The following is a 21,454-nucleotide window of genomic DNA, read 5'->3' as shown; positions in this document are numbered from 1 at the left end:
CCCCAAAGGCACCAACTTTACCGATGTCACCGACCAAGAGGTCGCCGAGGCGGAAGCATTGCTGAATAACCGGCCGCGGGTAGTGCTCGACGGGTTAACTCCCCGGGAGGTAATCTCTGGTGTTATCCATGATGCAATGACCGCCTGACCCTACCGCCTGAAAAATGGCTTGAAACTGTCATAAACTAAGACAGTTTCACATTTGCAGCCCCCATTCATACAGGCAGCCCGTATTCACATTTGCAGCCCGCAGTCATACAGGCAGCCCGTCTCCACACAGGTAGGCCGCAATCTTTGGGGCTGCCCTAGCCCTACTTGCGGAATCGCTGCTTAAACTCGTGACCAGCCAGGCGACCAATCTCCGACCCCAGGTTTTTTACCTGCTGCGAGCGGTGCTTGAATCCCCACTTGGTGACCTGCAGCAGAGACTGCTTCACAAAGCTGCCATCCATCTTGGACTCGCCGTACTCGCGCTCAGTAAAGGTGATCGGAACCTCCTCCACCAAGAAGCCCGCCTGTACAGCCTCAAAAGCGAGCTCGGTCTGGAACAGGTACGCAGCCTTGCCAATGTTCTCGAGGTCAAGGGTTTCGAGAACTTCCCGTCGATAAGCACGGTAGCCAGCGGTGATATCCGAGATGCCCGCGCCGAGCGCCAGCGAGATGTAGAGGTTGCCGCCGCGGGAGAGAACCTGACGGCTCATTGGCCAGTTGACGGTCTTGCCGCCCGGAATGTAGCGGGAACCGATGACGACATCGGCACCGTCCTCGAGCTTCTCCAGCAGCAGATGGAACTGCTCTGGTGCGTGGGAGCCGTCGGCATCCATCTCGCAGAGAACCTCGTAGTCGCGCTCGAGACCCCAAGCGAAGCCCGCGCGGTACGCACCCCAGAGACCGCCCTTGCCCTCGCGGTGCAGGACGTAGATGTGCTCTTCGCCGTTGTCCGACTTGTCAGCGGCAGCGATTTCATCGGCGAGCTCACCGGTGCCGTCTGGTGAAGAGTCATCGACAACCAAAATGTCGACGCGAGGCTCCGCTGCGCGCAGGCGTGCAATCACGCCCGGCAGGTTTTCCCGCTCGTTGAAAGTGGGAATGACAACCAGCGTCGACTCATTTAGGGCAGTCACTCGTGATTCTCCTTAGTGCATGTTCTGCTCAGTATCCCGGCCATCAACTTCATCTGCGCCTGCCCTGGCATCTCCGCCACGGCGACGCAGGACGGCACCAACCACACAAAGAATACCGAATGCGGTCAGTAGACCTTCAATCCACGTCCCGAAACGGGCTGCAAAAGTCAGGTGGGCGTACTGAGGCAGAGTTTCAGTGAGTACCTTCTGCTCGAAGATTTTGCTCTGCTTTACGACGTCTCCGTGCGCATCCACAATCGCGCTCACACCGCTGGTTGCGGCGACGGCCGTGGAGCGTTGGAACTCCATGGCTCGCATGCGGCTCATGGCCAGCTGTTGGTAGGTCATGTCGGTGAAACCGAAGGTGGCGTTATTTGTGGGCGTGGCCAGCATGGTTGCGCCGTGGTTGACCGCGTTGCGGAAGGCGCCATCGAAGACCACTTCGTAACAGGTGGCCACGCCTAGATTGACCTTCTTTAAACCATCTGTGCCTGGCGTTGTGACCACGGCATCGCCGTTGCCCGGAGTCATGTCTCCGGCGTGAGCGACCATGTCGGAAAAGTGGCGCAGTAGCTCGCGGAATGGCATGGTTTCGCCGAAGGGCTGGAGATAGATTTTCTCGTGCTGATCGCCGGGGCCGGTCTGTGGATCCCAGACCACCATGGTGTTTTGCACACCATCGGTGTAGGTAAAGGTGCCGACCACGATGGGAGCGCCGATGTTCATCGCGGCATTTTCGATAATGCGTGCCGCTTCCCCATCCGTAAACGGGCTGACATCAGAGGAGTTTTCAGGCCAGATAACGATGTCCGGTTGCTGTTCCTTACCTTGGTGGACACGTCGTGCCAGCTCATTGGTGGCATCGGCGTGGTTTTGCAGCACTGCGCGGCGCTGGGCATTGAACTCTAAACCGAGGCGCGGAACATTGCCTTGGATTACAGCGACACGGGTGTTGTCAGCGGCCGTAGGCTCAGGCAGCGGTTGAGTCCACGCAGGAAGAACCCAGCCGACGAATAACGCTCCCGCCAAAAGCGCAGCGGAGGTTGCATAGGAACGTAGCGTGAGCGCGACCAGTCCCGCACCAACGCAAGCAGCGAGGAAAGTGACCAATGCAGTGCTGCCGATTGCCACTGCTGGGGCCAGCGGGCCGTCGACCTGCCCCCAGGCAACGCGGAGCCAGGGGAAGCCTCCGAAAGGCCAGCGGGCTAGCAGCGCCTCCCCTGCCACGAGCGCAGCGGCCATGCCAGGGAGCTTCAGCGCGAGGGGGAAACTGGATTGCGCAATCAGCCACATCGCAAGCGCCGCCGGAATTGTGAGGAGACCCAGCACAATTGAGAGAGCCACGTAGGGGCCAATGCCGACGAAGGAGCCGATCCACGGCAGTGAGAAAAGTGCCGTCGCTGTTGCCCAGCTGAAGCCCACCACTACGCTGGATTTCCAATCGGCTGCGCAGAAGAAGGCAAAAATGAGCAGGGCGAGGCCGATCCAGGCCGTCCACCACCAGCTCATGGGCGCATAGCTTAAGAACTGCAATCCACCAGCGAGGATTGCAATGAAGGCGAGAACGAGGCGCTGCTTTAGTGGGGTAAGCGCGCGAAAGCGCGCCTGCCAGCGATTCGGATTCTCCGGAATGCCTTTCGAAGCGTCTTTCTGAGCGACGTTCCCGTGCTCGCTGGAGCGCGCTTGGCGGTTAGTGTGCACTTGTATAAGAGAACTCTCTACGTTTGCGAGTTTTTGAGTTAGCGCTTGTCGCTGTCGTCCTGGTCATCATCCCAGGCGTTGTCCGGTGCCGGTGGGACGATTTTATCCTGTGGGAAGGCCTTGCCATCCGCACCCGGGAAACCACCAGAGAATCCAGGGAAACCCGAAAAACCGCCAGCACCAGCGCCAGTTCCTGGAGCACCGGGGTTCATGCCGTACTGAGAGACCACCATCATGCTGCGGTCACTGAAGTTGCGGAGTCCGTTGAGCAGCGCCACCGATCCGCTCTTACGAATCAGCCAGCGAGTCGGCGGTAGCACCATGAGGAAACCAACAACGGTGGTGACGACGCCCGGCAGGGCAATCAGCCAAGAGCCAACCAACAGAATTGCCGAGTCAGCCACAAAGTGTCCCGCGCCCTTTGCCGAGCGCTTGATTGCCTCCTCCGGATGCTTCTGTCCGTACTCAGTAAGAGTACGAGAAGTATCCAGCAGCAACTTCTGGTAGATGCGCTTGAACTCGATGGCGGCGAAAACCAATCCCAGAATGAATAGACCCAGAACCAGCAGGACGGTCCAGCCATAGCCAATCCATTCACCAAGTGCGATAAAGGCCGCAATCTCGGCGATGAGGTAAATAATTGTGAACCACTTGCTCATAGTTCCCCAGTGTAACCGCCACTAGATGAGCAAGTGGTTACGGCTATCGGCCGGTTAGACCACGACTAGCGGTCGCCTACCGGTCGCCTAGCGGTTACCTACCGGTCAGCGCGCTCCTCCAAGTCGCCCTCTGTATCCAGGTAGGTCTGGCGCAGCAGATCCATGCGTTCCTGGTCGGGGTTTTCCCACATACCGCGCTCGGCGGCCTCCATCAGGCGCTCGGAAATATCGTGCAAAGCCCACGGATTCGACTGTTCAAAGAACTCGCGGTTTTCCGGGTTCGCAACGTACTCGTCGGTAAGCGTTTCGTACATCCAGTCATCCATGACCTGCGCCGTCGCGTCGTAACCGAAGAGGTAGTCGACGGTTGCGGCCATTTCGAAGGCGCCCTTGTAGCCGTGGTTACGCATGGCCTGCATCCAGCGTGGGTTGACTACGCGGGCTCGGAAGACGCGTCGAGTCTCCTCGTGCAGGGTGCGGGTGCGCACGGCGTCCGGGCGCGTGGAATCTCCCACATACGCCTCTGGAGCGGAACCCGTCAGTGCACGGACCGTGGCGATCATGCCGCCGTGGAACTGGAAGTAGTCATCGGAGTCGGCGATATCGTGCTCGCGGGTATCGGCATTCTTCGCGGCAACCTGAATACGGCGGTAGGCCGTCTTCATGTCGTCAGCTGCCTCTTCCCCATCGACGCCGCGGCCATAGGCGTAGCCACCCCAGGTCGTGTAGACCTTTGCCAAGTCCGCGTCATCGCGCCAGGAACCGGAATCGATCAGCTGCAGCAGGCCAGCTCCATAGGTGCCCGGCTTGGAACCGAAGATGCGACGCGGGCGCTCCTGCTGGTCGGCCTTCGCATGGGCGCGCACGTAGTTGTCCTCATCGGATTCATCAAGCTTGACGACGAGCTGAAACGCGTCATCCAAAAGGTCGATAACATGCGGAAACGCATCACGGAAGAAGCCGGAAATACGGACGGTCACGTCAATGCGCGGTCGGCCCAGCTCCTCCAGCGGAATCGGCTCAAGGCCGACAATACGGCGAGATGCGTCATCCCACACCGGATGCACACCAATCAACGCGAGCACCTCGGCGATGTCATCGCCCGAGGTACGCATGGCGGAAGTGCCCCATACCGACAAGCCAACCGACTTCGGGTACTCGCCGTGGTCGGCGCGGTAGCGTTCAATCAGGCCATCGGCGAGGTTGACGCCGGTTTCCCAAGCCAGGCGCGACGGCACCGCCTTGGGGTCGACCGAGTAGAAGTTGCGGGCAGTTGGCAGCACGTTGACCAGGCCGCGCAGTGGTGAACCGGAGGGGCCAGCCGGAACGAATTCGCCATCGAGAGCGGAAAGAATGCGCGGGATCTCCTCGCTGGTAGCAGCCAGGCGCGGGAGAATTTCGTCGCGGGTGAACTGCAGCAGCTCGACAACCTGATCGAGGCCGTTTGGTGCCGCGATATCGGCGAATTCCTCGGAGCCGAGCACATCAGCCGTGATCTGTGTCACTGGTTGGTCGGGATTCTTCACCACGGCGGTTACCAGTGCCGTAGCCAGTGCATCGATAGAGTCCACAGCGTGGCGTTCATCGGTGCCGTCCTCGGCCAGGCCGAGAGCTTCGCGCAGGCCCGGCAGGGTCTGCTTGCCGCCCCACAGCTGGCGGGCGCGCAACATGGTGGTCACAGTGCCGATTAGAGATTCGTCTTCCGGTGCCTGGCTGAGCACGTGGAGGCCACCGCGGATGGCGACGTCCTTAATCTCGCAGAGCCAGCCGTCGACATGCATGAGCATGTCATCGAAGACCTCCTCGTCCGGGCGCTCGTCCCAGCCGAGGTCGCGGTCCATCTTCGCGGCGGTCAGCAGCGTCCAAATCTCCTGGCGGATGGCCGGCAGCTTGGCCGGATCCATGGCGGAGATGTTCTGGTGCTCGTCGAGAAGCTGTTCCAGACGGGTGATGTCACCGTAGGATTCGGCGCGGGCCATTGGCGGAATGAGGTGGTCGACAAGCGTGGCGTGAGCACGGCGCTTGGCCTGTGTGCCTTCGCCCGGGTCGTTGACCAGGAAGGGGTAGATCATTGGCAGCTCGCCGATGGCAGCATCCGGGCCGCAGGAAGCGGAAAGGCCGACGGTCTTGCCCGGCAGCCACTCCAGGTTGCCGTGCTTGCCCATGTGAACCACGGCATCGGCGCCGAAACCGCCCTCCGCCTGCGGCAGCGACAGGAAGCGGTAGCAGGCCAGGTAATGGTGCGTCGGCGGCAGATCCGGGTCGTGGTAGATACCCACCGGGTTGTCACCGAAACCGCGCGGTGGCTGCACCATGACCACGACATTGCCGAAGGTCAGGCCCGCAATGTAGATGTCCTGGGTATCCGGGTGGACGTACAGGGTGCCCGGCGCGGCACCCCACTTGTCCTGCATGTCGGAGCGAAGTTCTTCCGGCAAGGTAGCGAAGAACTTCTCGTAGGTGGCAGCGGGCAGGCGAAGCTCGGCTGCCTCCATAACCTCTTCGGTCAGCCAGTCCGGGTCCTGGCCGCCGGCCTCGATGATGGCGTGCATGAACGCATCTGGTTCATCGGCACCATCCTCGGCGGTGGCATATCCGGGGATTTTGGTGGTGTCGCCGAGGTTGTATCCGGCGTCGGCAAGCGCGTGCAGCACCTTCAACGTGGATGCTGGTGTGTCCAGACCGACAGCGTTGCCGATGCGGGCGTGCTTGGTCGGGTACGCAGAGAGCATGACGGCGACGCGCTTGTCAGCGTTGTTGATGTGGCGGAGCGCGGCGTAACGGGTGGCGATGCCGGCCAGGCGGTCGCAACGCTCGAGATCCGGGACGTAGGAAATGAGCTCGTCGGAGTCGATTTCCTTAAACGAGAACGCGACCGAGATGATGCGGCCGTCGAATTCGGGGACGGCGACCTGTGTTGCGACGTCCAGCGGCGACAGACCTTCGTCGTTGTCCTCCCATGCCGCCTTGGACGAAGTCAGGGCCAAACCCTGGATGATGGGAATGTTCAGGTCTGCGAGTGCGGCGACATCCCAGCCGTCATCGTCCTGGCCGGCCTGCGCGAGTGCCGGGCGGTTGCCGCCAGCGGCGAGCACCGTGGTGATGAGCGCGTCGCAGGAAGCTAGCTCTGCCAGCAGTTCATCGCTGGCGGTGCGCAGGGACGCGGCGAAGATAGGCTTGGCGACGTAGCCGCGAGCCTCGACCGCGTCAGCAAGCGCCTCAATGTAGTGCGTATTTCCCGCCAGGTGCTGGGCGCGGTAGTAAATAATGCCGACGGTGCCGCGGGAATCTTCCGTGGCCACCTTGGAGTCGCGCTCCAGGAAACCCCAGGCCGGCATGCGAGTGGGCTCTTCAAAGCCAAGACCGGTCAGAAGCAGTGTGTCCGACAGGAAATTGTGCAGCTGTGCGAGGTTCTTTGCGCCGCCTTCCGCCAGGTAAATGTGCGTTTGCGTGGCAACGTTTGCGGGAACTGTCGAATACTCGGTGAGTTCGGCATCGGGTGCCTGCTCACCGGAGACGAGGACGGTGGGAATACCGGAGTTCACAAAGTAGTCGATGCCGGATTCCCAGGCGCGGCGGCCACCGAGAAGTCGGATGATGACGACATCGGCGCCGTCGGCAAGCGTGGGCAAATCATCGTCGAGCAGACGCGCCGGGTTTGCCCAACGGTAGGACACCTCCGGGTTGGCCTGAGCGGCCGCGCGGGCGGACAGAAGGTCGGTATCCGAGGTCGACAGCAGCAGAATCACGGTGTAGTCATTCACTTCCTGGGGAGCAACGCGTCCCCGGTCGGCGGGAGTCTGCCTTCTAACCGATGACGAGGTCTGACTGTGACAGTGGCGCGACCGTGCGGATTTTCACCGAGCTTCTCGTCAGCGGCATGGCAGTGGATTTCTCCATCACTCTACTGCAGGGGCTATTGCTAGAGTTCCAGCGACTGCTCCGCCGGCTGATCTGGGAAGTGGGACCAGAGGAAGTCGGTGGCATTAGTCAGTTCCGCGAGCATCGGAACGATATGGTTAATGCCCGTCTTCGGTAGCACCGGTGAAGTCGTGTTTTCGACGTACTCCAGGTCGGTGAAGCCGAGATTCAGCCAGGAATCGCGCAGCTTGCGAACCTGGTTGATGGGGATGATGTCATCATGCTCACCCGAGTAGAGGTACACCGGCGCATTTGGGACGAAGTTGCCGACGCGCTGGCGTGCGAGTTCCTTCTGTACCGGCTCGTAGCGCTTAATCATCTCGCTGAGTGACTCACCGCTAGTCGTGTACTGGTCAGTGGTTTCAAACGAGTGATGGAAACCCAAGCCACCCGCGCAGTAGTTGCCCACGTTGTCCAGCAGTTCTTTGCCTTCGGGGCTGATTTCTTCCTTGAGGACTCGGCGCAGCTCCGGATCCTTATCCAGGACAGAATTGATTGCCAGTGCAATCGCGGCGGTCAGCGTAGTGCCATCAATCTGGTCGAGGACGTTTGCGAGATCGGACGGCGGGCCGCCGGCGGCAGATGCGGCGACGTTGAGCTCTGGAGCGTAGACACCTGCACGCTCAGCGGCTGCAGCGGCTGCGGAGCCACCCTGGGAGTAGCCATAAATTCCCACGGGCGCATTTTTGTCCACGCCGAGCTCGTGTGAGGCAGACACGGCATCAAACAGTGACTGTGCCGAGGCGATGTTGTCGACGTAGTCCTGGTTACCCTGGGAATTGCGGTGGTGGTCGATCATCACCACAGTCGCGCCTCGCTTCAAGTTCGCGACCATCGGGATCGTCTCGTATGGAGCAATAATGTCCAACGGACCGAACTCAATCTTTAGGCCGGTCTGCGAGGATACCGAGGGGTCGCACTTTTCCGCGCCACCCTGCGTGCCCGGCGCGATTGCGACGACCGGACGCGGACCGCTGCCCTTCCACTCCGTCTTCGGCGTCACCACAAGGGCTGTGTCCACACTGGGATTTCCGAGGGAATCCGTGGAGTTGTAGTGAATACGCTTGGCATCCACATTCCACAGCTTGTCGTTCACCATCATCTCGGCATCCTCACTGCTGACCAGCATGCCGGCATTTGCCGTGCGCGACGGGGTCAGCGGCAGAGAATTCAGCGGAGAGGCTGCGGCCACGCGAGCCTGTTCCGGGGTCAGCTGCCTGCCTGCGCCCTCGCTACCAGACTCCTCATCGTCTTTCTCGATGCCGAGTAGCCTCTCCATATTCGGGTTCGGTACATGGCCGAAACCAGGCAGTTCGCGGTTTGCGCTTGACGACGACACCTTATCCGCCAGCCCACTATCCGATAGGCCCGGGATGTTTAGTGGCTGTGCGTTTGCAGGTGTAGCCAGGCCGATGGTCATAAGACCTGCTAGCGCTACCCCGATTCCCGTTCGGATTGTGCGACGGTTTCGTCGTGAAGCAGAGCGTGTCTGTGTCGAGGCACGGCCGGTGCCGACGGTGTCGTGTGCCTCGTGCGTGAGTGCTTCAGCGTCGTGATGTGGCATGAAATCTCCTGAATAACCCCAGATTGAAAACCCAATGAAAACTTCCCTTAATTCAGAGGAAGTTAGGTTATGAAAACAATAAGGTTTTAAAAAGGTAGATCGGTGGATTTTCAGTGAAGAATTTGTATGTTTTTGCGGAGGGGTATGAAAACTCCACTTCAGGATGGTTTCGTTGGGCTGGAAAGGGGCTGGATAATGTGCCCCTGTTTTCGGGGGCTCAGCTCTGTGTGTGTTTGCGTATTCTTGAGAGTATGACTGCATCTGATCAAGGAACCCGCACTCGTCAGGACGGTTGCCCCGGCAGCCGCAAGGTTCATATCGCAGCTGATGGCGCAATTGGTCGTCTGCGCTTCCCCGGAGGCTTTCTCCCCGCGCCGGGCTTCGCCGTACTCGCCGATTTGGCCGAGAATTTCGGCGACGGTGATATTCACTTCACCTCCCGCGGCAATGTTCAGATCCGTGGCATCACCAACACCGGCGCATTCGCCGATGCCGCGGAAGAAGAGAAGCTGGTTCCCTCCACCAGCCACGACCGCGTACGCAACGTTCTTCAGTCGCCGCTGTCCGGTCGCGTCGGCGGTAAAGCTGATGTGCGCGACCTGGTTCAAGAGTTCGACAAGGCCCTCATCGCGGAGCCGTCGCTGGCAACACTGCCAGGTCGCACACTCATGGCTTTCGACGATGGCCGCGGTGACGTGCTCGGTGAGCGCCCCGACTTCGGTGTTGTCGCCCACGATGAGAACACGTTCGAACTCATCATTGGTGGCGCGACCTCGGGGCTTGTCGTCTCGCGTGACGACGTCGTGGAGGCTCTCATCACCACAGCGAAGGTGTGGAATGACAGCCGTGGTTCAGCCTGGCGCATCGCCGAAGCCAATGCGGCCGAGCGCGTTGCTGATGCCGTAGTCGAGGAATTGGGCGCGCGAGTTCGTCGCCAGGAGCCGACTCCGGCTGAGAGCTTCGATGCCACCGCCGGGCTGTCCCGCCAGATCGGTTGGATTGACCAGCCGGATGGCCTGGTTAGCCTGGCCGCTGGCCTGCGCTTTGGTGTCCTCCCGGCGCGTCTGGCCCGAGCGATCTCGCACACTCAGGTGCCGGTGCATATCACTCCGTGGTACTCGCTGATCCTGCATGATTTGGAAGAGGAAGTTGCCGAACAGGTCGTCAAGGTATTGGCGCCCAATGGTCTGATCTTCGATCGGAAGTCCACCTGGCTGCGCGTCAGCGCCTGCACCGGACGCCCCGGCTGCAAAAAGTCTCTGGCTGACACCCGCGGCGATGCTTCTCACGCAATTGCCGATGGCCGACTGCCCGAGGGGCGCGTGCACTTCTCCGGTTGTGAGCGTCGCTGCGGCAAGCCCAAGGGCGGTTACTTCGACTATCTCGCCACCGGGGACGGAGAATACGAAGTCACTGCTGTGGACTAGGCTTTAAGCCTATGAAGCGCTTTGAGTACAACACCGACGGTGCGGATATTTACCGTAACTCGTTTGCCATCATTCGCGAAGAAAGCGATCTTTCCCGCTTCGATGCCGATGAGGAAACCGTCGCTGTCAGAATGATTCACGCAGCAGGTCAGACCGACCTGGCCAAGGACATCGTCTTTTCCACGGGAGCTGTGCGCGCAGCTCGCCAGGCTCTCGAGGAAGGCGCTCCTATCTTCACCGATGTCAACATGATCGCCTCGGGTATTACCCGCAAGCGCTTACCTGCTGACAACGAGGTCATCTGCCTGCTGCGTGATGAGCGCGTCCCCAAGCTGGCTCAAGAACTCGGCACCACGCGCACTGCTGCCGCCGTGGAGCTGTGGAAGCCACGCCTAGAGGGCGCGGTTGTCGCCATCGGCAACGCTCCCACCGCCCTCTTCCACCTGCTCAACCGCATTAATGAGGGCTCCTTCCCCATGCCCGCTGCCATTTTGGCCATGCCAGTGGGCTTCGTCGGTGCCGCGGAATCAAAGCAGGCCACTATCGACTCCGGTGCCGAAAACCCAGAGCTGAAGTACATCACCGTCACCGGCCGTCGCGGTGGCTCGGCTATCACCTGTGCTGCCCTCAATGCCATTGCGACCGCAAAGGAGATCATCTAAACCATGTCCGGCTCCTACAGTGCTCAGCCTGGTCATCTCTACGGCGTCGGACTCGGTCCCGGCGACGCAGGTCTCATTACACTCCGCGGTGCCGACATCATCCGCACAGCCGATGTCATCGCCTACCATGCAGGAACTCACGGACGTTCCACGGCGCGCTCAATCGCCGCCGAACTGATTGACGCGCGTGACGACGCTGCCGTGGAAGAGCAATTGCAATACCCGGTGACCACCGGGCGCCCAGTCGACTACCGCGAGCAGCTCGCCGGTTTCTATGCAGAGGCCACTGCTCGCCTGCACAAGCACTTGGCCGAGGGACGAAGTGTTGCAGTTCTTTCGCTCGGTGACCCGATGCTCTATAGCTCGTACCAGCATCTGCATCACGCCCTCAGCGAGGACTTTCCCACTGAGATTGTCCCTGGAGTGGCCAGCATTACTGCGGCGGCAGCAGAGATTGGTCAGCCGCTCGGCGAGGCTACCGAAATCGTCAGCGTTGTTCCCGCCACCGCTGATTCCGAGCGCATCGCTGCGGTTCTTGACGCCTCAGACTGTGTAGTCATTATGAAGCTGGGGAAAAACGTTGAGAAGGTTCGTACAGCGTTGCAGTCCGCAGGCATGCTCGAGCGCGCCTACGTTGTCGAGCGAGCAACCATGAATGAGCACACCAGCTACCCGCTGGCCGATGCAGACCCGGAGAAAGTTCCGTACTTCGCAGTAGCCGTCGTGCCTTCCGCTGTCTACGGAACTGAACGGAGTGTTTCTGGGGCGCCTGAGCCAGCTAATGATGCGGCGAGCGATACAGTCACCGATACGGCGACTGAGTCGGCTGCCCCAGCAGTTGGTGAAGTCGTCGTTGTCGGCCTAGGCCCGGGTGCGGAGCGCTGGACCACCCCAGAAGTCACCGAGGAACTGGCCCGAGCCACGGATCTGGTGGGCTACTCCACCTACATCAACCGGGTTCCTGAGCGCGCCGGGCAACGCCGCCACCTCTCAGACAACCGCGTAGAGGCAGAGCGAGCCACTATGGCGCTGGATATCGCCAAGCGTGGAGGTCGAGTTGCGGTGGTCAGTTCCGGTGACCCGGGGGTCTTCGCTATGGCGGCCGCAGTGCTGGAAGTCGCTGATGACGATATGTGGCGAGACATTCCAGTTCGAGTCGTGCCAGGCATGACTGCGGCTCAGGCTGTCGCAAGTCGAGTGGGCGCTCCCCTTGGCCATGACTTTGCGATGCTCAGTCTCTCCGACAGGTTGAAGCCCTGGGAGGTCGTCGTTAAGCGAGTGCGTGCCGTAGCCGGAGCAGACATGGCATTTGCTGTCTACAACCCGGCATCCAAGTCGCGGAGATGGCAGATTCGAGAGCTACGCGCATTGGCCATGGAGTACCGCGAACCGACAACGCCTGTGATTGTGGCACGGGCAGTTGGCTCGGAGCAGGAAAACGTTACCGTGACCACGTTGGCGGAGTTCGATCCGGATGTCGTCGATATGCGAACCATGGTGATTATCGGTTCGTCGTCGACCAAGGCGTATCGTGCCGGCAAGACCACTCGGGTCTACACCGCACGTCACTACGGTGAGGGCGGCACCAGCGGGACAGGCGAGTTGCTGCGTTAGTTCTGGAATTTCCAGCACACATCTGAGCTATTAAATATCGGTGCACGAATGAAAAGAAAGATTATTCGCGCGGCTGCCAAACGCGTAAAAGTGATATTGCCGAATTGAGATTTAGCGGCCAGGGTCAAATACGGTTCTATTTGCTTAAATGACTACCACTTTTGTTTACCCCTTTCTTAGTGGGGCTACTTATTTAATCGGGAGATATTTCTAAGCGTGGCTCGATTCCAGTGTTATGCTCGGGGCAATCACTGACATAAAAGGAGGTTTAGGTGATAGGAAAAAACTTCTTCTAGTGGAATCTGCCCTTATTTTAGCGGGTATCATCTTTTCACCCGTTGCTAGCGCTGAGGAACCTGCACGTCCCGTGGCGGCTCAGGCTGAATCACTTTATAGGGCGATTGATGAAGGTCGCCTTTCGATGGCGGAGTTGGATAACCATCAAAAAAGCCTTCTGCGAGCCTATACAACTCCAGGTGAGTTGATTGTAAAACGATTGTCATAGCCGTCGAATCTTTCAACGATGCTTTTTGCGCAGGGCGGGGCTGACTACTGCCGAAAGGATGGTGCCCGGTTTGAGCAAAAGGCTATTATGGGTAACACCCTATACACTTACTGGCAGACTGTTGAAATCTGCGGAACCCCAGGTAAAAAATTTAGGAATGTCAAAGTTCTTGATCACGGTGGGGAAACCAGTACTCCTACATGGTCGTATAGGGGTTCGGCCTCGAATCCAGCTTCGTATGCTGTAGGGGCAGGTTGGTTCGTGCGAACCTCGGAGAACTTTGAGCAGTCCATTGTGGTTGACGGCATTGGGGCAGGTCAAAGGACGGTCTGTATCTCAGCGACTATTCGACCATCTGGAGAATATAATGCAAGCGAAAGGTGCTAAGGATAAAAGAGTGCCGGGAATAATTGACTGGGGATTTCAGATTATTGCTGTCATTCTTTTTCTGGCCGGCGTTTTTATCGCATTCCCAATTCCATTTCTTACTGGAATTTATGGGCTATTCGAGGCCAAAAAAGCCGAGGATGAATATCGTCGCCGATGGATTATTTTCACATTAATTTCTGTTTTCCTAGCAATCGCTATGTTTGTCGCATGGCTGATATTGAGTCCTTCTGGTGGAATCGAGCAAGTTCCCACTGAGCAAACAGAGTGGCAGCCCGTGCGGTAATTTAGGTCACACTAGAATTAGCCGCTATGCCCGGCGGATGACGGCGTTGTACGCCTCATCCACCGTTGTGGCAACAATGGCGATATCCGCGCCCGGCAGGCGCGGGCGCTGCACGATGACGACCGGCTTCTTAAGGTCGCGGGCTGCTTCAATTTTGGCGTAGGTAGCAGCACCACCGGAGTTCTTGGTCACCACGCAGTCCACGGCGTAATCCCGCATGAGCTTGCGCTCCGCTGCGACATCGTAAGGCCCACGGCTGAGAATAATCTTCCGATTCTTGGGCAGTGGCGGCGCGGGCTGTTCCACGCAGCGAATGAGGTAACGGCCGTTGGAGTCGCCGGCAAATGGAGCTAGCTGCTGACGGCCAATAGTGAGAAACGGGCTGTAGAAGCGGTCGGCAACAATGTCCGCGGCCTCCTGCATAGAGGACACCTCAATCCAGTTGTCGCCGGGCTGCTTCTCCCACGCAGGGCGATGCAGCGCCACGAGCGGAAGACCGGTGGCGCGGGCAGCTTCAGCGGCAGATTCGCTGATTCGCTCCGCATAAGGATGCGTGGCGTCGATGATGACTTCGGTGGCATCGGCGATCAGCCATCGCGTGAGCCCCGCAGGGCCGCCGAAACCGCCGATGCGGACATTGCCGGCGGGCAGCTTGGGGTTGGATACGCGACCGGCCAGTGAAGAGGTGACAAACCAGCCCTCGCCCACTAGCCGCTTGGCCAGGGCACGAGCCTCAGCAGTTCCACCCAGAATTAGTGCACGCATGGAATGGTCCGTCCGTGTTCATCGCGTGGGCGATCATCGCTGTAGAGATAGCTATCCGGGAACGCCTCGGCAGTGAGCACTTTACCGACAATGATGACAGCTGTACGAGTCACACCTGCATCCTTGACCTGCTGCGCAATATCAGACAGTGTGCCGCGGAGAATTACCTGTTCCGGGCGGGATGCGAAAGCCACGACGGCCACCGGACCGTGTTCGCCATAGTGCGGGGTGAGCTCCTCGACTACTCGGTCGATATCGTGGGCGGCCAAGTGAATGCATAGGGTCGCGCCCGTGCGTCCGAAGTTCTCCAAGGTTTCGCCCTCCGGCATCTTGGAAGCACGCCCGGAGATACGAGTCAGCACCACTGACTGGCCGACAGTTGGCACCGTGAGCTCGTGGCCGAGAGCTGCCGCAGCTGCAGAAAATGCCGGCACTCCTGGCACAATTTCGTAGTCAATACCTAGCTCGCTGAGACGACGGACCTGCTCTGCCAGCGCCGACCACACCGACGGGTCGCCGGACTGCAGGCGTGCGACATCCTTGCCCGCCTTATGTGCCGCTTGAATGGTCTCGATGATGGTATCCAGCGGCATACGCGCGGTATTGATAATCTCTGCGCCCTCGGGGCAGCTCTCCAGCACCTCAGGCGGGACAATTGATCCCGCGTAAAGGCACACTGGACAGGAGCGAATAAGCCGGTCCGCGCGCAGCGTCAGCAAATCTGCTGCGCCCGGGCCTGCACCGATGAAATACACAGTCATTGTGGGTTACAGAGTCCTCAATATTTTTAGACAGAGAAATTACGTCTATGGTAGCGCAGGCTCTACTGGCTTCACCGCCACCCACTGCGCCACCGGCAACGCCGGCCGCCACGCAGTGAAAGTGCCGACTGCACCTGCGCGCTCCACGGAAAGCCGGGTGACATCCCCGCCATAGTCGCGACGTGCCTGCCATAGCAGAGCCTCCGACTCCAGCGTGACGGTGTTCGCGACGATGGTGCCACCCGGGGCAAGGCGTTGCCAACAGGCCTCAAGCATGCCGTCAGCAGTGAGACCTCCGCCGATGAAAATGGCATCGGGGCGAAGATTCGAGTCAGCCAAAGCTCCCGGCGCTGCGCCGTGGTGGACAGTCACATTGCCCGACAGGTTCGCCACATTCTCAGCAATTCGCTCTGCACGAACAGCATCGCGCTCAAAAATTTCCGCGCGCCCGCCGTGCCGAGCCCACTCAATGCCAATCGACCCCGTGCCACCGCCGACATCCCACAGCAGTGCTCCCGGCCGCGGATCCAACGCCGCTACCGTCATTTGGCGAATCGGTGCCTTCGTCAGCTGGCCATCCGAGTCAAAGTCACCGTCGCGCAGCCAGCCGCGCGCGCTTCCCGACGGCTCCACCGCCAGCACCGTGAGGTTGCCAGCTGGAACCGGCGGGCTCGCCACCGTTCCTTCGGCCACAGACTCCGGCAGCCCCGTCGCCTCCGAGCCACCGAGATTGGTCAGCGCGGTGAGCTTGGTGTCTGGGCGGTCGGCTAAAACCGTAGCGACCTCCTTCACTGAGTCCGCGTTTCGACACAGCACGAGGAAGGGGCGCAGTGCATCTGCTACCGGCACAACACGTGCAGCACCAGGTATCCCCGGCTCCCCTGTTACTAGAGAGATCACCGGAGTGTCATGCAAAGGCCAGCCGAGGTAGGCACAGGCCAATGAGGCCGACGACGGTGCTGGAATAACTTCCACGCCACCGCGGCCGAGCTCGCGGACCAGGGACGCGCCGACACCGTGGAACATGGGATCACCACTGGCCAGGATGACATCGACTGCGGGGTCAATATCGGCCAGGGTGGCCTGCCAGTCCTTCCAGAAGCCACTGGGCCAAGGAGAGAGTTCGGCGTCCAGGTTAACGTCGGCAAGCAAACGGAGCTGACGGGGAGAGCCAATGATGCGGCGAGCCGACGACAACGCCTCGACAGCGCGGGCGGATAGGCCAGGGTACCCGTCGCAGCCGATGCCGACGACGCGAAGCTTTGGGCTCATCGGGGCATCTTCCGCCAAATCCAGCGCGGAGTCAGATGTGTGGCGCGTGCGAGCAATGCCAATTTACGCGGCACCCAGACGTGGGGCTTCCGACCGTCGAAAGCAGTGACGGCGGCCTCCGCGACCTCGGCGGGGCGCGAGGACATCGGCGCTGGCTTCATGCCTTCGGTCATGCGGCCGATGACGAAGCCCGGCCGGACAATCGTCAGCTGAATATGGCTCCCGCGCAGGCGGTCCTGCATGCCCTGGAGGAAACCATCGAGACCGGCCTTCGCCGAACCGTAGACGTAGTTGGCGCGGCGCACGCGGGCACCTGCGATAGAGGAAAAGGCCATGATGCGGCCCGCGACCTTATCGCGCACAGGCAGCGTGCCGGAGGCGATGTCGGACTCCATGCGCGCGACAATCTCAGTGAGAATCGATGCCTGTGCTGTGAAGTCGGTATGAATGACTGCCGCAGCAGCCTCGCCGGACTCCTCACACTTCCGTTGATCACCGAGGATACCGAACGCGACAATCACCGTGTCGATGGGACCGTGCTGCCAGGCGTGCTCGACGAACTGGCGGTGTGCCGCGATGTCATCGGCATCAAAGTGGATGCGGTGCACCGCGACGGCACCGGAGTCGATGAGCCGACCGGCAATGCCGTCGAGCGCCTCAGTGCGGCGCGCAGCGAGCGTGAAGGTGTTGTGGTTGGCCAGTCGCGCGGCAACTTCCCCGCCGATCTCGCTGGTGGCACCAAGAACGAGTACGTGTCCCATGCGCTAGAAAATACCTTTCCTCTAAACCTCGATTAGACGGTAATTAAATCGTGCGGACCATTATTGACCGATTCTCCGCCGTCTTCGGTGACAACGATGATGTCTTCCAGCCGCATACCGAACTCACCCGGCAGGTACACACCCGGCTCCACCGAAAACGCCATGCCAGGCTCGAGCTTGAGCTCATTGCCAGCCATAATGAACGGCTCTTCATGCGTGGACAGGCCAATGCCATGACCAGTGCGGTGAATGAAGTACTCGCCGTAGCCCGCAGCGGTGAGGCTATTACGCGCAATCGCATCGATCTCTGCAGCCGTCACACCGGGGCGCACCGCCGCCACGGCAGCTTCCTGCGCCTTGCGCAGAGCCGCCCACGCTGCAGCTTCCTTCTCCCCCGGCTTGCCGACGACATAGGTGCGCGTGCAATCGGAGTGGTAGCCAAGCGGCAAGGTGCCTCCGATATCGACGACCACCACGTCACCTTCCTCGATGACGCGGTCGGAGAAATCGTGGTGCGGATTCGCGCCATTTTCAGCGGAGCCGACAATGACGAAGTCAATGGCGACGTGCCCCTCCTCCAGGATGGCAGCCGAGATCTCGTCGGCGACCTCGCTCTCAGTGCGACCTGCGCGCAGCATGCCCGGCACTCGAGCGTGAACGCGGTCAATAGCGGCGCCGGCCTCGCGCAACTGATCAATCTCAGCGGCGTCCTTGCGCATGAACAGTTCCTTCAGAAGGTCTCCGGCCAACACAGTCTTGGCTCCGGTGAGATCCTGGATAGGAATCAAGTGGTCAGCGGTCAAAGAGGCTCCCACTGCGAGGGTGCCCACGTGGCCCACCAAGTCGGCGACAATGCGGTGCGGATTCTCTCCGTCTTCCCACAACACCACATCGGCGTTGAGATCACCGATTGCACACAGCGGCAGATCCCCGCGCTCCACGGCGGGCAGTACCAGTGTGGTGGTGCCGGATGCAGTGACCACCAGCGCCGTCAGGCGTTCATGCGAAGTGACCGCAGAACCAATGAGATACTGCAGGTCAGCGCCGGTTCCAAAGACTGCAGCGTCTGCATTGCGGCTGCGGAGAAGCTCCGCAGTGCGATCCAGACGCTGCTGATAGATGTCAAAGCTAAAGATACCGTTGCTCATAGTTGCCAACTGTACCCGTCGGCCTGTGCCCGTCGCCGGTTGAGTGGCCTCGGGGCGGCGAGGCTTCGGCTGACCAACGTAACCGGCAACTAATTGTTCAGCGCCACTACGCCCCTGCGAATCGCCTGAATAGCTTCGGCGGAATTGTCGCGAATCTCCGTGGAGTAGCCGGTCTTCTTAATCTGCTGCAACAGATCAATGACCTGACGGCACCAGCGGACAAAGTCGCCCGGGGTCAGCTCCGCGCCGCTTTCGGCCGCTGCCTGCAGGCAGTACCCCAACGGTGCGCCCGCAGTCCACTGATGAATCGCCGTAGCAAAAGCCATATCCGGCAAGTCCGTCAGCGGCAGCCGGTAGCGGCGCTCATCCTCCGACAGTTCCTCCCAAATGCGATAAGTATTCCCCAGCGCCTTGGCCAGCGGCTCGGTCGGCACCTCGTCACTGCCTTGGCTGGCCTTGCGGTTTTCAAAGACCAAACTCGACACCGCACCGGCCAGTTCCGCGGGGTCCAGATCATCCCAAATACCGCGGCGCAGACACGTGGCCACCAGCAGATCCGAGCCGTTGTGAATCTGCGCCAGCCGCAGGCCTTCCTCGGTAATTGTCGGCTCCGCGCCCTCCGGCCATTCGACGTAGTCCATCTGTGTTAGCAACTGCAGCATGCGGTCGAATGTGCGCGCTAACGTATCCGAGGCGGAATCGACGCGCTTTTGCAGCTTGGCCACATGCGCCTCGGCCTGCCGTAGCGTATCGGCGTGACGAGCCATCGTCTCCACCGCAGGATCGCCATGTAGCGGATGCTCGCGCAGCTCCTGTCGCAGCTTCCTCACCGCCGGCGAGTTGCCACCAGTGCGACGCTTCAGCCGCTTTGGTCCCTTTAGCCCCTTGCGGCCAATCTCTGCGCGCACAATTCCGAGCGCACGTCGCGGATGCCGGTCCGCATCCCGAGGCAGCTTAATCGCGCCGACCGTCTGCGGCGCCGCTGGGAAGATATGCGGCTCTACACGCCCCACGAACCCGCCGACACTGATGACACCGGGACGTGGATTCGACTTCGAATGGTCCTCTCGGTACACGACCGCCAGCTGCACCTTCTTACCCTTCGGCAGAGGAATAACCTCGCCTCGACGGAGTCTGCGCAGCGCGGTCACTGTTTCCGTGTGGCGGTCTTCAATATTGCGGCGCTTGGCGTTCTTCTCCTCCTGGGTCAGCTTCGCGCGCAGATCCAGATATTCAAGCATCTGGGTCAGGCGCTCGTCGTCACGCGAACTGCCTTCCTCGCTTGACGACGACCCCTCAGCCTCCGCCCCTTCAGCGTGCGCGTCGGCTCCCCTGCCGAGCAGTTCCGCACGCAGGGCCGCGGCTTCTTGCTTTGCCTTGGACAGTTCGGCGGCGACTCCGACGATGTCGCCATCCGCCTGGAACTGTGCGAATGAGCGCTCCATGACGCGCTTCGAGCCGTCGTAACCGAGCGTCTGCAGGAGGTTGACGCTCATGTTGTAGCTCGGCGCGAAGGTGGAAATCAGCGGGTATGTGCGCGTAGATGCCAGCCCTGCGACAGCCTTCGGATCCATTGCCGGGGCCCACTGCACCACTGCATTGCCGACAGTGTCAATACCGCGGCGGCCAGCGCGACCGGTCATCTGCGTGTACTGACCCGGCGTGAGATCCACATGTGCTTCGCCGTTGAACTTGACCAGCTTCTCCAGCACGACCGTGCGGGCAGGCATGTTGATGCCCAGCGCAAGCGTCTCGGTGGCGAAGACAACCTTGACCAGGCCTTCGTTAAAGAGCTCTTCCACAATGTGCCGGAACGCAGGCAGCATGCCCGCATGGTGCGCCGCAAAACCACGGATGAGAATGCGGCGCCAGCGCAGGAAACCGAGAACCTGCAGATCTTCCTTCGGAATGTGTGCAACACCGTCATCGATAATCTTGGCGATGCGCTCCTGCTCATCCCGGTCAGTGAGCTCTGCGCGCGTAGCACCGACCTGCGCCAGCGCGCCTTCGCAGCCCGCGCGGGAGAAGATGAAAACGATCGCGGGCAGCATGTTCATGGAGCCGAGCATGCGGATAACATCGCCGCGCTTCGGCGGGCGGAACTTGCGCTGCCCCTTATCGCCCCAGCTATACGAGCGTCCACCGCCCTTGTGCTTTTTGTACTGGTAGCGCTCCCTGGCCCCAGCGTCGCCGTAGCCGAACTCGGCACGACGGCACGCCTCCAACAGGTCCTGATTGACCTTGTCCGACTTCGCCTCGAAAAGCGGATAGAGCCGGTTTCCCACCAGCATGTGCTGATGCAGCGGAACCGGGCGCAGATCCGTGACAATGACGTCCGTGTGCCCGCGCACCGTGGACAGCCAGCGGCCGAACTCCTCGGAGTTGGACACCGTCGCGGACAAACCGATGACGGCCACGGACTGGTCGAGGTTCAAAATAACCTCTTCCCAGACAGCGCCGCGCTCGCGGTCTGCGAGGTAGTGAATCTCGTCCATCACCACATGCGTGAGCCTCTTCAGCGTCGGCGAGTCCGCATAAATCATGTTGCGCAGCACCTCGGTGGTCATCACCACGATGTCCGCGTCGCCATTAATAGAAGTGTCGCCAGTGAGCAGGCCTACGCGGTCCTCGCCGTAGTCCTCGATTAGGTCGTGGTACTTCTGGTTGCTCAACGCCTTGATAGGTGTGGTGTAAAAGCACTTGCCACCGCGCTCAAGAGCTGCATAAATAGCGAATTCGCCAACAATGGTCTTGCCCGCACCGGTGGGTGCACAGACGACAACGCCCCGCCCTGCCTCAATTGATTGGCAGGCGCGGAGCTGAAAGTCGTCAAGATCGAAATCCTGTTGGCTGACGAAATCGCCGAGAAGAGTCATGCCTCTAGAGTGTCATAAACC

The 21,454-nt window shown here is 60.4% G+C and carries 16 protein-coding genes; 5 read left to right on the top strand and 11 right to left on the bottom strand.

The features are described from left to right. Nucleotides 1-311: 311 nt before the first annotated feature. The 5 genes from ADM64_RS06160 to ADM64_RS06140 all read right to left on the bottom strand — a co-directional run bounded on the left by ADM64_RS06160 (nt 312) and on the right by ADM64_RS06140 (nt 8,969). Nucleotides 312-1,124 carry a polyprenol monophosphomannose synthase gene (locus ADM64_RS06160; protein ID WP_016422816.1) on the bottom strand — a complete coding sequence of 271 codons (813 nt, stop codon included), beginning with the start codon at nt 1,122-1,124 and terminating at the stop codon, nt 312-314. A gap of 12 nt (nt 1,125-1,136) precedes the next feature. Next, complete coding sequence (gene lnt, locus ADM64_RS06155) at nt 1,137-2,825, bottom strand: apolipoprotein N-acyltransferase (protein WP_049193527.1); 1,689 nt, start codon at nt 2,823-2,825, stop codon at nt 1,137-1,139. A gap of 38 nt (nt 2,826-2,863) precedes the next feature. After that, a complete protein-coding gene (locus tag ADM64_RS06150) occupies nt 2,864-3,484 on the bottom strand; it encodes an FxsA family protein (protein ID WP_016422814.1) in 621 nt (206 codons plus the stop codon). 98 nt (nt 3,485-3,582) lie between these two features. Continuing rightward, a complete protein-coding gene (gene cobN / locus ADM64_RS06145; RefSeq protein WP_049193526.1) occupies nt 3,583-7,233 on the bottom strand; it encodes a cobaltochelatase subunit CobN in 3,651 nt (1,216 codons plus the stop codon). Between the two features lie 173 nt (nt 7,234-7,406). Next, nucleotides 7,407-8,969, bottom strand: a complete 1,563-nt coding sequence (locus ADM64_RS06140) for a lipase family protein (protein WP_049170527.1) — start codon at nt 8,967-8,969, stop codon at nt 7,407-7,409. A gap of 251 nt (nt 8,970-9,220) precedes the next feature. Here ADM64_RS06140 and cobG point away from each other — a divergent pair, with 251 nt between their 5' ends. The 5 genes from cobG to ADM64_RS06120 all read left to right on the top strand — a co-directional run bounded on the left by cobG (nt 9,221) and on the right by ADM64_RS06120 (nt 13,850). Continuing rightward, nucleotides 9,221-10,396, top strand: coding sequence for a precorrin-3B synthase (gene cobG / locus ADM64_RS06135; protein ID WP_065419943.1), 1,176 nt, complete (start codon nt 9,221-9,223; stop codon nt 10,394-10,396). 11 nt (nt 10,397-10,407) lie between these two features. After that, a complete protein-coding gene (locus tag ADM64_RS06130; protein WP_048734062.1) occupies nt 10,408-11,058 on the top strand; it encodes a precorrin-8X methylmutase in 651 nt (216 codons plus the stop codon). A 3-nt stretch (nt 11,059-11,061) separates the two neighbouring features. Further along, nucleotides 11,062-12,672 (top strand): precorrin-3B C(17)-methyltransferase, encoded by a 1,611-nt coding sequence (gene cobJ / locus ADM64_RS06125; protein WP_048734064.1) that lies wholly within the window; start codon nt 11,062-11,064, stop codon nt 12,670-12,672. A gap of 295 nt (nt 12,673-12,967) precedes the next feature. Continuing rightward, the gene (locus ADM64_RS10915) at nt 12,968-13,177 is read left to right on the top strand and encodes a hypothetical protein (RefSeq protein WP_144242501.1); all 210 of its coding nucleotides are present in this window, start codon (nt 12,968-12,970) and stop codon (nt 13,175-13,177) included. A 367-nt stretch (nt 13,178-13,544) separates the two neighbouring features. Beyond that, complete coding sequence (locus ADM64_RS06120; protein ID WP_038625496.1) at nt 13,545-13,850, top strand: hypothetical protein; 306 nt, start codon at nt 13,545-13,547, stop codon at nt 13,848-13,850. A gap of 24 nt (nt 13,851-13,874) precedes the next feature. Here the strand turns inward: ADM64_RS06120 and ADM64_RS06115 are convergent, their stop codons facing one another. The 6 genes from ADM64_RS06115 to ADM64_RS06090 all read right to left on the bottom strand — a co-directional run bounded on the left by ADM64_RS06115 (nt 13,875) and on the right by ADM64_RS06090 (nt 21,433). After that, entirely contained in the window at nt 13,875-14,615 is a 741-nt protein-coding gene (locus ADM64_RS06115) for a cobalt-precorrin-6A reductase (protein ID WP_049193524.1), read from the bottom strand. Then, nucleotides 14,603-15,376 carry a precorrin-4 C(11)-methyltransferase gene (cobM, locus tag ADM64_RS06110; RefSeq protein WP_049193522.1) on the bottom strand — a complete coding sequence of 258 codons (774 nt, stop codon included), beginning with the start codon at nt 15,374-15,376 and terminating at the stop codon, nt 14,603-14,605. The genes ADM64_RS06115 and cobM overlap by 13 nt, the downstream gene beginning before the upstream one ends. Before the next feature lie 45 nt (nt 15,377-15,421). Next, nucleotides 15,422-16,648, bottom strand: coding sequence for a precorrin-6y C5,15-methyltransferase (decarboxylating) subunit CbiE (gene cbiE, locus ADM64_RS06105; protein WP_049193520.1), 1,227 nt, complete (start codon nt 16,646-16,648; stop codon nt 15,422-15,424). Beyond that, on the bottom strand, nt 16,645-17,409 hold the full coding sequence (locus ADM64_RS06100; protein WP_049193518.1) for an SDR family NAD(P)-dependent oxidoreductase: 765 nt from the start codon (nt 17,407-17,409) through the stop codon (nt 16,645-16,647). Before ADM64_RS06100 ends, cbiE begins: the two co-directional genes overlap by 4 nt. Before the next feature lie 32 nt (nt 17,410-17,441). Further along, nucleotides 17,442-18,557 carry a M24 family metallopeptidase gene (locus ADM64_RS06095; protein WP_053093005.1) on the bottom strand — a complete coding sequence of 372 codons (1,116 nt, stop codon included), beginning with the start codon at nt 18,555-18,557 and terminating at the stop codon, nt 17,442-17,444. A gap of 89 nt (nt 18,558-18,646) precedes the next feature. Beyond that, on the bottom strand, nt 18,647-21,433 hold the full coding sequence (locus tag ADM64_RS06090) for a DEAD/DEAH box helicase (protein WP_049193517.1): 2,787 nt from the start codon (nt 21,431-21,433) through the stop codon (nt 18,647-18,649). Nucleotides 21,434-21,454: the final 21 nt, after the last annotated feature.

Origin of the sequence: Corynebacterium sp. 401_CJEI (assembly GCF_001076435.1) — a bacterium.
GTDB classification, from domain to species: Bacteria; Actinomycetota; Actinomycetes; order Mycobacteriales; family Mycobacteriaceae; genus Corynebacterium; species Corynebacterium jeikeium_D.
The sequence above is the reverse complement of the archived record's forward strand: the minus strand, read 5'-3'. Positions and strand labels throughout refer to the sequence as shown.

What these genes read in the sequence shown, in the direction of transcription:
- ADM64_RS06150 (WP_016422814.1), bottom strand. Translation starts at nt 3,484, where the DNA reads ATGAGCAAGTGGTTCACAATTATTTACCTCATCGCCGAGATTGCGGCC.
- ADM64_RS06140 (WP_049170527.1), bottom strand. Translation starts at nt 8,969, where the DNA reads ATGCCACATCACGACGCTGAAGCACTCACGCACGAGGCACACGACACC.
- cobG (WP_065419943.1), top strand. Translation starts at nt 9,221, where the DNA reads ATGACTGCATCTGATCAAGGAACCCGCACTCGTCAGGACGGTTGCCCC.
- ADM64_RS06130 (WP_048734062.1), top strand. Translation starts at nt 10,408, where the DNA reads ATGAAGCGCTTTGAGTACAACACCGACGGTGCGGATATTTACCGTAAC.
- cobJ (WP_048734064.1), top strand. Translation starts at nt 11,062, where the DNA reads ATGTCCGGCTCCTACAGTGCTCAGCCTGGTCATCTCTACGGCGTCGGA.
- ADM64_RS06120 (WP_038625496.1), top strand. Translation starts at nt 13,545, where the DNA reads ATGCAAGCGAAAGGTGCTAAGGATAAAAGAGTGCCGGGAATAATTGAC.
- ADM64_RS06115 (WP_049193524.1), bottom strand. Translation starts at nt 14,615, where the DNA reads ATGCGTGCACTAATTCTGGGTGGAACTGCTGAGGCTCGTGCCCTGGCC.
- cobM (WP_049193522.1), bottom strand. Translation starts at nt 15,376, where the DNA reads ATGACTGTGTATTTCATCGGTGCAGGCCCGGGCGCAGCAGATTTGCTG.
- cbiE (WP_049193520.1), bottom strand. Translation starts at nt 16,648, where the DNA reads ATGAGCCCAAAGCTTCGCGTCGTCGGCATCGGCTGCGACGGGTACCCT.
- ADM64_RS06100 (WP_049193518.1), bottom strand. Translation starts at nt 17,409, where the DNA reads ATGGGACACGTACTCGTTCTTGGTGCCACCAGCGAGATCGGCGGGGAA.
- ADM64_RS06095 (WP_053093005.1), bottom strand. Translation starts at nt 18,557, where the DNA reads ATGAGCAACGGTATCTTTAGCTTTGACATCTATCAGCAGCGTCTGGAT.
- ADM64_RS06090 (WP_049193517.1), bottom strand. Translation starts at nt 21,433, where the DNA reads ATGACTCTTCTCGGCGATTTCGTCAGCCAACAGGATTTCGATCTTGAC.